The sequence below is a fragment of the Nonomuraea corallina genome, from assembly GCF_027620315.1.
Lineage (GTDB): Bacteria > Actinomycetota > Actinomycetes > Streptosporangiales > Streptosporangiaceae > Nonomuraea > Nonomuraea corallina.
The window spans coordinates 20940-27668 of the sequence record NZ_JAPNNL010000091.1; the positions used below are offsets into that span (position 1 = coordinate 20940).

Annotated in this window: 6 protein-coding genes; 4 read left to right on the forward strand and 2 right to left on the reverse strand. The window is 70.1% G+C overall.

The window, feature by feature from the left end; all coding sequences use genetic code 11:
• Positions 1-142 precede the first annotated feature (142 nt).
• A complete protein-coding gene (locus tag OUY22_RS21800) occupies positions 143-1504 on the reverse strand; it encodes an FAD-binding oxidoreductase (protein WP_270156928.1) in 1362 nt (453 codons plus the stop codon).
• A gap of 54 nt (positions 1505-1558) precedes the next feature.
• On the opposite strand from OUY22_RS21800, the gene OUY22_RS21805 reads away from it, so the two are divergent.
• A complete protein-coding gene (locus OUY22_RS21805; protein WP_270156929.1) occupies positions 1559-2137 on the forward strand; it encodes a hypothetical protein in 579 nt (192 codons plus the stop codon).
• On the opposite strand, the gene OUY22_RS21810 is transcribed toward OUY22_RS21805, so the two are convergent.
• Complete coding sequence (locus OUY22_RS21810) at positions 2138-3343, reverse strand: aminotransferase class I/II-fold pyridoxal phosphate-dependent enzyme (RefSeq protein ID WP_270156930.1); 1206 nt, start codon at positions 3341-3343, stop codon at positions 2138-2140.
• Between the two features lie 177 nt (positions 3344-3520).
• On the opposite strand from OUY22_RS21810, the gene ctaD reads away from it, so the two are divergent.
• The 3 genes from ctaD to OUY22_RS21825 form a co-directional block, all read left to right on the forward strand.
• Positions 3521-5221: an aa3-type cytochrome oxidase subunit I gene (gene ctaD / locus OUY22_RS21815; protein WP_270156931.1), complete on the forward strand. Its 1701-nt coding sequence runs from the start codon at positions 3521-3523 to the stop codon at positions 5219-5221.
• Between the two features lie 78 nt (positions 5222-5299).
• Positions 5300-5533: a hypothetical protein gene (locus OUY22_RS21820; RefSeq protein ID WP_270156932.1), complete on the forward strand. Its 234-nt coding sequence runs from the start codon at positions 5300-5302 to the stop codon at positions 5531-5533.
• 4 nt (positions 5534-5537) lie between these two features.
• Positions 5538-6729, forward strand: a 1192-nt coding sequence (locus OUY22_RS21825; protein WP_270156933.1) for an FAD-binding protein, incomplete at its 3' end; no start/stop codon positions are given.

A 6729-nucleotide genomic window follows, 5' to 3' on the forward strand; every position in this document is an offset into this window, starting at 1 on the left:
CTGGGGCAAAACGCTACCAGCGTGGCTATTGGGATGAGTCGCTACCTGGAATATCTCTCGGATCTGACGTCCGCCTGTCAGCGTCTCCCCGCAGGTCGTCACCGCGATGGTGACCGAGGTCACGTCTTGGTGAACGGCCCCGTCAGATCGCCTTGCCGGGGTTGAGGATGTTCAGCGGGTCGAACACGGCCTTGATGCCGTGCTGCACCTCCCGCGTCACCGGCCCGGCCTCCAGGTCCAGCCAGCGCCGCTTCAGCACGCCGACCCCGTGTTCGCCGGTGAGCGTGCCGCCCAGCTCCAGCGCCCGAGCGAACACCTCGTCGGCCGCGGCCCACACCTCGGCGGGCGGCTCGCTCGTCCCGTGCTCGAAGACGAACACCGGATGCAGGTTGCCGTCGCCGGCGTGCGCGACGGTGCAGATCCGCACGCCGTGCCGGGCGGCGGCGGCCTCGATCGCGCCGATCATGTCGGGCAGCGCCGAGCGCGGCACGCACACGTCCTCGACCAGGCAGGCGCCGAGCCGCTCCTTGGCCTGGTAGGCCAGCCGGCGCAGCCCGATCAGCTCCTCCGACTCCGCCGGCGTGGACGCGACGGCCACGAACGTGGCGCCGTTGTCGAGGCACAGCCCCTCCATGCGGGCGACGGCCGCCTGACAGTCGGAGGCGTCGGACTGGCCGATGAGCATGGCCTTCGTGCCGGGCTCCAGGCCGATGTTGCGCCAGTCGTCGATGGCCTCCAGCGTGGCCCGGTCCAGCAGCTCCATCAGCGACGGCTGGCAGCCCGCCGCCATGATCGCCGACACCGCGGCGCCCGCGTCGCGCAGCGAGCCGAACTCGGCCGCGAACGTGGCGGGCGCCGCCGCGGGGACCGGCCGCAGCCGCACGGTGGCGGCGGTGATCACACCCAGGGTGCCTTCGGAGCCGACGAACAGCCCGGTCAGGTCGTAGCCGGTGACGCCCTTCATGGTGCGCCGCCCGGTGTTCAGGACCCGCCCGTCGGCCAGCACCACCTCCAGGCCGAGCGCCGAGTCGCGAGTGACGCCGTACTTGACGCAGCGCAGCCCGCCGGCGTTCGTCGCCAGGTTGCCGCCGATCGTGGAGATCTCGTACGAGGAAGGGTCCGGCGCGTACATCAGCCCGTGCCGCCTGGCGGCCCGGTCGAGGTCGGCGGTGATGACCCCGGGCTCGACCACGGCGATCTCGTCGGCGGGGGACAGCTCCCTGATCGCGTCCATCCTGGCCAGCGAGAGGACGAGCGCGCCGTCGCCCGCGGTGGCCCCGCCGGCCAGCCCGGTGCCCGCGCCGCGCGGCACCACCGGCACCCGGTGCTCGCTCGCCCAGCGCAGCGCGGCCACCACGTCGTCGCGGGAAGCGGCCAGCACCGCGGCGAGCGGCTTGCCGGGCTCCACGAACGTGCGGTCGCGGGCGTAGGAGTCGATCACGTCGGGGTCGGTCACGACCCGGCCGTCCGGCAGGGAACTCATCAGGGCGTCGATGGGTCTCACAAGAAGCACCCTACGGTTTGCATGGAGTGCCGCTTTACGGAGAGACTGCGGCGGATGGAAGTGAAGTGTCCGGCATGCGGGCTGATCGATCAGGTCGTGGCGGTGCCGGGAGTCGTGGCGGCGGGCACGACCTACCGGATCGGCCGAGTCAGGTTGCCGGGCGAGCGCGAGGTCGCCGACCTGCCCTCGCGGGCCGCGCTCGGCGCGTCCAAGCACCTGATGAGCCGCACCCAGCTCGCGGTCTGGCTGTCGTTCCCCAGCCGCCACTACGCGCCCTGGACCAGGAACCAGGGCTACATCCTGCTCGGCGTGGCGGCCCTGCTGCACCTGGTCGTGTCGCTGGTGATCGCGATGGGCAAGTTCTCCGGCTGGGCGGAGGTGCTGCTCGCGCCGTTCTGCCTGACCGGCGTCTTCTGGGGGGTCGGGCTGCTGCTCGTGCTCGGCGCGTACGGGGCGCGCAGGCGCGACGAGGCCGAGGGGCCCGCCCGGGCGAAGGCGTACGTCGTCTGGGAGAGCCTGTGCTACTGCTCCCGTGACAACGTCGTCTTCGAGCCCGGGGTGGACGTCACCTTCCACCCGCACGAGACGCGCGAGTACATCTTCGGCTTCCGGCGCCCCGGCGGGACGCGCTGATCAGCCGCGTTCCTCGGCCACCAGCCGGACGCAGACGGTCAGGCCGAGGATGGCCTGCTCCAGCTCGTCCAGCTCGGGGTAGGTGGGCGCGATCCGGATCACCCGGTCGTCCGGGTCCTTGCCGTACGGGTGGGTCGCCCCGGCGGGCGTGAGCGCGATGCCGGCCGCCTTGGCCCTGGCCACCACCTCGGCGGCGTGCGGCACCTCCAGGCTGATGAAGTAGCCGCCCCGCGGGCTGGTCCACGAGGCCAGGTCGCCGAGCTCCTTGGTCAGCACGCGGTCGACCAGCTCGAACTTGGGCGCGATCAGCTCGGCGTGGCGGCGCATGTGGGCGGCCACCCCGTCGGCGTCGCGCAGGAACTCGACGTGGCGCAGCTGGTTGAGCTTGTCCGGGCCGATCGACTGCTTGCGGGTGTTGGCCAGGAACCACTCCGTGTTCGCGGGGGACGAGCCGAAGAACGACACGCCCGCGCCGGCCAGCGTCACCTTGGAGGTGGAGCCGTACACGAAGGCCCGGTCGGGGTTGCCGTGCTCGGCGCAGAGCGCGAGCAGGTCGGCCAGCTCGGCGGGGCTGTCGGTGAGGTGGTGGACGGCGTAGGCGTTGTCCCAGAAGATCCGGAAGTCGGGCGCGGCGGCCGGCATGGCGGCGAGCCGGCGCACGGTCTCGTCGCTGTAGACGATGCCGGACGGGTTGCTGTACTTGGGCACGCACCACATGCCCTTGACCTTCGGGTCGCTCGCCACGAGCCGCTCGACGACGTCCATGTCGGGGCCGTCGGGGCCCATCGGCACGGCCACCATCGTGATGCCGAGCCGCTCGCAGATCGTGAAGTGGCGGTCGTAGCCGGGGACCGGGCACAGGAAGGTGATCTCCGGCTCCTCCACCCACCGCCGCCCGGCGCCCGGCAGCCGGCTGAGCAGTGCGTGCACGACCGTGTCGTGCATCAGCGCCAGGCTGGCGTTGCCGCCCACGACGACCTGGGCCGGCGGCACCTGCAGCAGCGGGCCGAACAGCTCGCGCAGCTCGGGCAGGCCCTGCACGTCACCGTAGTTGCGGGCGTCCGTGCCGTCGGCCGTGCGGTAGGACGTCGGCAGTTTGATCATGTCGTTGGAGAGGTCGAGCTGACGCGGCGACGGCTTCCCCCTGGTGAGGTCGAGCGAGAGCCCACGCTGGGCGAGGGCGGCGTAGTCACGCGAAGCGGTCACGAATCTCTCCTCCGATCAGGTTGCCTACGAAGGATAGGAGATCCGCGGGCCGCCCCCGGCCCCGCGTCCGCCATCCGAGAAGTGCGGGCGAGGGCAATCTTCCGGCAAACGGCTTCACGGCGAGCGATCGTTGACGTGGAATGGGTAAATAGTTCACCTCAACCGGAGGGAGCAGCCGTGACCACCGTCCGCGAGACCTCGCTCGACCGGGTCAGGCGCCGGCGGACCGGGACGATCATCGCGTCCTGGCTGTCGAGCACCGATCACAAGGTGATCGGTTACCTCTACCTGATCACCTCGTTCGGGTTCTTCCTGATCGGCGGGGTCATGGCGATGGTCATCCGGGCGGAGCTGGTCGCGCCGGGACTGCAGGTGGTCGACGCCGAGACCTACAACCAGATGTTCACCATGCACGGCACGGTCATGCTGCTGCTGTTCGCGACCCCGCTGTTCGCGGGCTTCGCCAACGTGGTCATGCCGCTGCAGATCGGCGCCCCCGACGTCGCCTTCCCCCGGCTCAACATGGTGAGCTACTGGCTGTTCCTGTTCGGCGGCCTCATCGCGGTCAGCGGCTTCTTCACCCCGGGCGGGGCGGCCGGCTTCGGCTGGTTCGGCTACACGCCGCTGTCCAACGCGGTCTACTCGCCTGGTCCCGGCGGCGACCTGTGGATCATGGGACTGGCGCTGGCGGGCCTCGGCACGATCCTGGGGTCGGTCAACTTCATCACCACGATCATCGGCATGCGGGCGCCGGGCATGGTCATGTTCCGGATGCCGATCTTCACCTGGAACGTGCTGCTGACCAGCATGCTCGTGCTGATGGCCTTCCCGGTGCTGGCCGCCGCGCTGCTGGCCCTGGAGTCCGACCGGCGCTTCGGCACGCACATCTTCAACCCCGCCGTCGGCGGGCCGATGCTGTGGCAGCACCTGTTCTGGTTCTTCGGCCATCCCGAGGTCTACATCATCGCGCTGCCGTTCTTCGGCATCATCACCGAGGTCATCCCGGTCTTCTCCCGCAAGCCGATCTTCGGCTACATCGGCCTGGTCGGCGCCACCATCGCCATCGCCGGCCTGTCGATGACCGTCTGGGCGCACCACATGTTCCCCACCGGGCAGGTGCTGCTGCCGTTCTTCTCGTTCATGACCTTCCTCATCGCGGTGCCGACCGGGGTGAAGTTCTTCAACTGGATCGGCACCATGTGGCGCGGCCACCTGTCGTTCGAGTCGCCCATGCTGTTCGCGATCGGGTTCCTGGTGACGTTCCTGCTCGGCGGGCTGACCGGCGTCATCCTGGGCTCGCCGCCGCTCGACTTCCACGTCACCGACTCCTACTTCGTGGTGGCGCACTTCCACTACGTGGTGTTCGGCACGGTGGTGTTCGCGATGTTCGCCGGGTTCTACTTCTGGTGGCCCAAGATGACCGGCCGGATGCTCGACGACCGGCTCGGCAAGCTGCACTTCTGGACGTTGTTCGTCGGCTTCCACACCACGTTCCTGGTCCAGCACTGGCTGGGCTGGGCGGGCATGCCGCGCCGCTACGCCGACTACGCCGCCGGCGACGGGTTCACCCTGCTCAACGAGATCTCCTCGGTGGGGGCGTTCCTGCTCGGCGCCTCCACGCTGCCGTTCCTCTACAACGTCTGGAAGACGGCCAGGCGGGCGCCGAAGGTCACCATGGACGACCCGTGGGGCTTCGGCAACTCCCTGGAGTGGGCCACGAGCTGCCCGCCGCCCCGGCACAACTTCTCCTTCATGCCGCCCATCCGCTCCGAGCGCCCCGCCTTCGACCTGCACTACCCGCCGGAGGGCAAGCCGGAGCTGAAGGAGGCCCAGGAGACCGCGCGCGAGCGGGCGCGACTCGGCGAAACACCTGACTGACCTTTCCCGTACGGGATCGCAGTGCTTGGGTGGGTGTAGAGATCCGCCCCTTCAGTCGCCTATCTAAGGAGATCGGCGATGACCGGCATGAAGATCCCCTTCACCCCCGAGCCGGCCCCCTGCGGGAAGAAGTCCGGAGGCGAGCGTTTCGTCGATGACGACGGCTACGGCCTGGTCATCCGCGACCAGCTGTTCGACTGCGGCTGCCGCCGGATCCGGCACGAGTACCACGACGGAAGCATCCACCTGTCGGCCGTCCGCCACGACGGCAGGCGGGTGAAGGACCCGATCGAGCCCGACCGCGGGAGTTGATCGCATGATCGACGTCCTCATCGTCGGCGGCGGCGGGGCGGGCCTGCGCGCCGCCCTCGCGGTCGCCGAGAGCGATCCGGCGCTGACCGTGGCCGTGCTGTCCAAGGTGTACCCGATGCGCAGCCACACGGTCTCCGCCGAGGGCGGGGCCGCCGCGGTGATCGGGGCCGGCGACACCCTCGACGAGCACTGCTATGACACCGTCTCCGGCGGCGACTGGCTGTGCGACCAGGACGCGGTGGAGGCGTTCGTGGCCGAGGCGCCCCGCGAGCTCATCCAGCTGGAGCACTGGGGCTGCCCGTGGAGCAGGGAGCCGGACGGGCGGGTCGCCGTGCGCCCGTTCGGCGGCATGAAACGGATGCGCACCTGGTACGCCGCCGACAAGACGGGGTTCCACCTGCTGCACACACTCTTCCAGACCACCCTGAAATATCCCGACATTGTGAGATATGACGAGTGGTACGTCACCCAGCTCGTCGTCGACGACGGCCGCGTCCACGGCGTGATCGCCGTCGAGCTCAGGACCGGCAAGGTCGAGGCGATCCCCGCCAGGACCGTCATCCTGGCCACCGGCGGCTGCGGCCGGGCCTTCCCGTTCACCACGAACGCGGCCATCAAGACCGGCGACGGCATGGCCCTGGCCTACCGGGCGGGCGCGCCGCTGAAGGACATGGAGTTCGTCCAGTACCACCCGACCGGGCTGCCGTTCACCGGCATCCTCATCACCGAGGCGGCCAGGGCCGAGGGCGGCTGGCTGGTCAACAAGGACGGCTACCGCTACCTCCAGGACTACGACCTGGGCACCCCTTCCCCCACCCCGAAGCTGCGCAGCATGGAGCTGGGCCCGCGCGACCGGCTCTCCCAGGCGTTCGTGCACGAGCAGCGCAAAGGACGCACGGCCGACACCCCGTACGGGCCCGTCGTCCACCTCGACCTGCGCCACCTCGGCGAGGACAAGATCGAGGCCCGCATCCCGTTCGTGCGCGAGCTGTGCCGCAGCTACCAGAACCTCGACCCGGCCACCGACCTCATCCCGGTGCGGCCCGTGGTGCACTACATGATGGGCGGCGTCCACACCGACCTGGACGGGGCCACCCCGATCGCGGGCCTGTACGCGGCCGGGGAGACCGCCTGCGTGAGCATCAACGGCGCCAACCGGCTCGGCTCCAACTCGCTGCCGGAGATCCTGGTCTTCG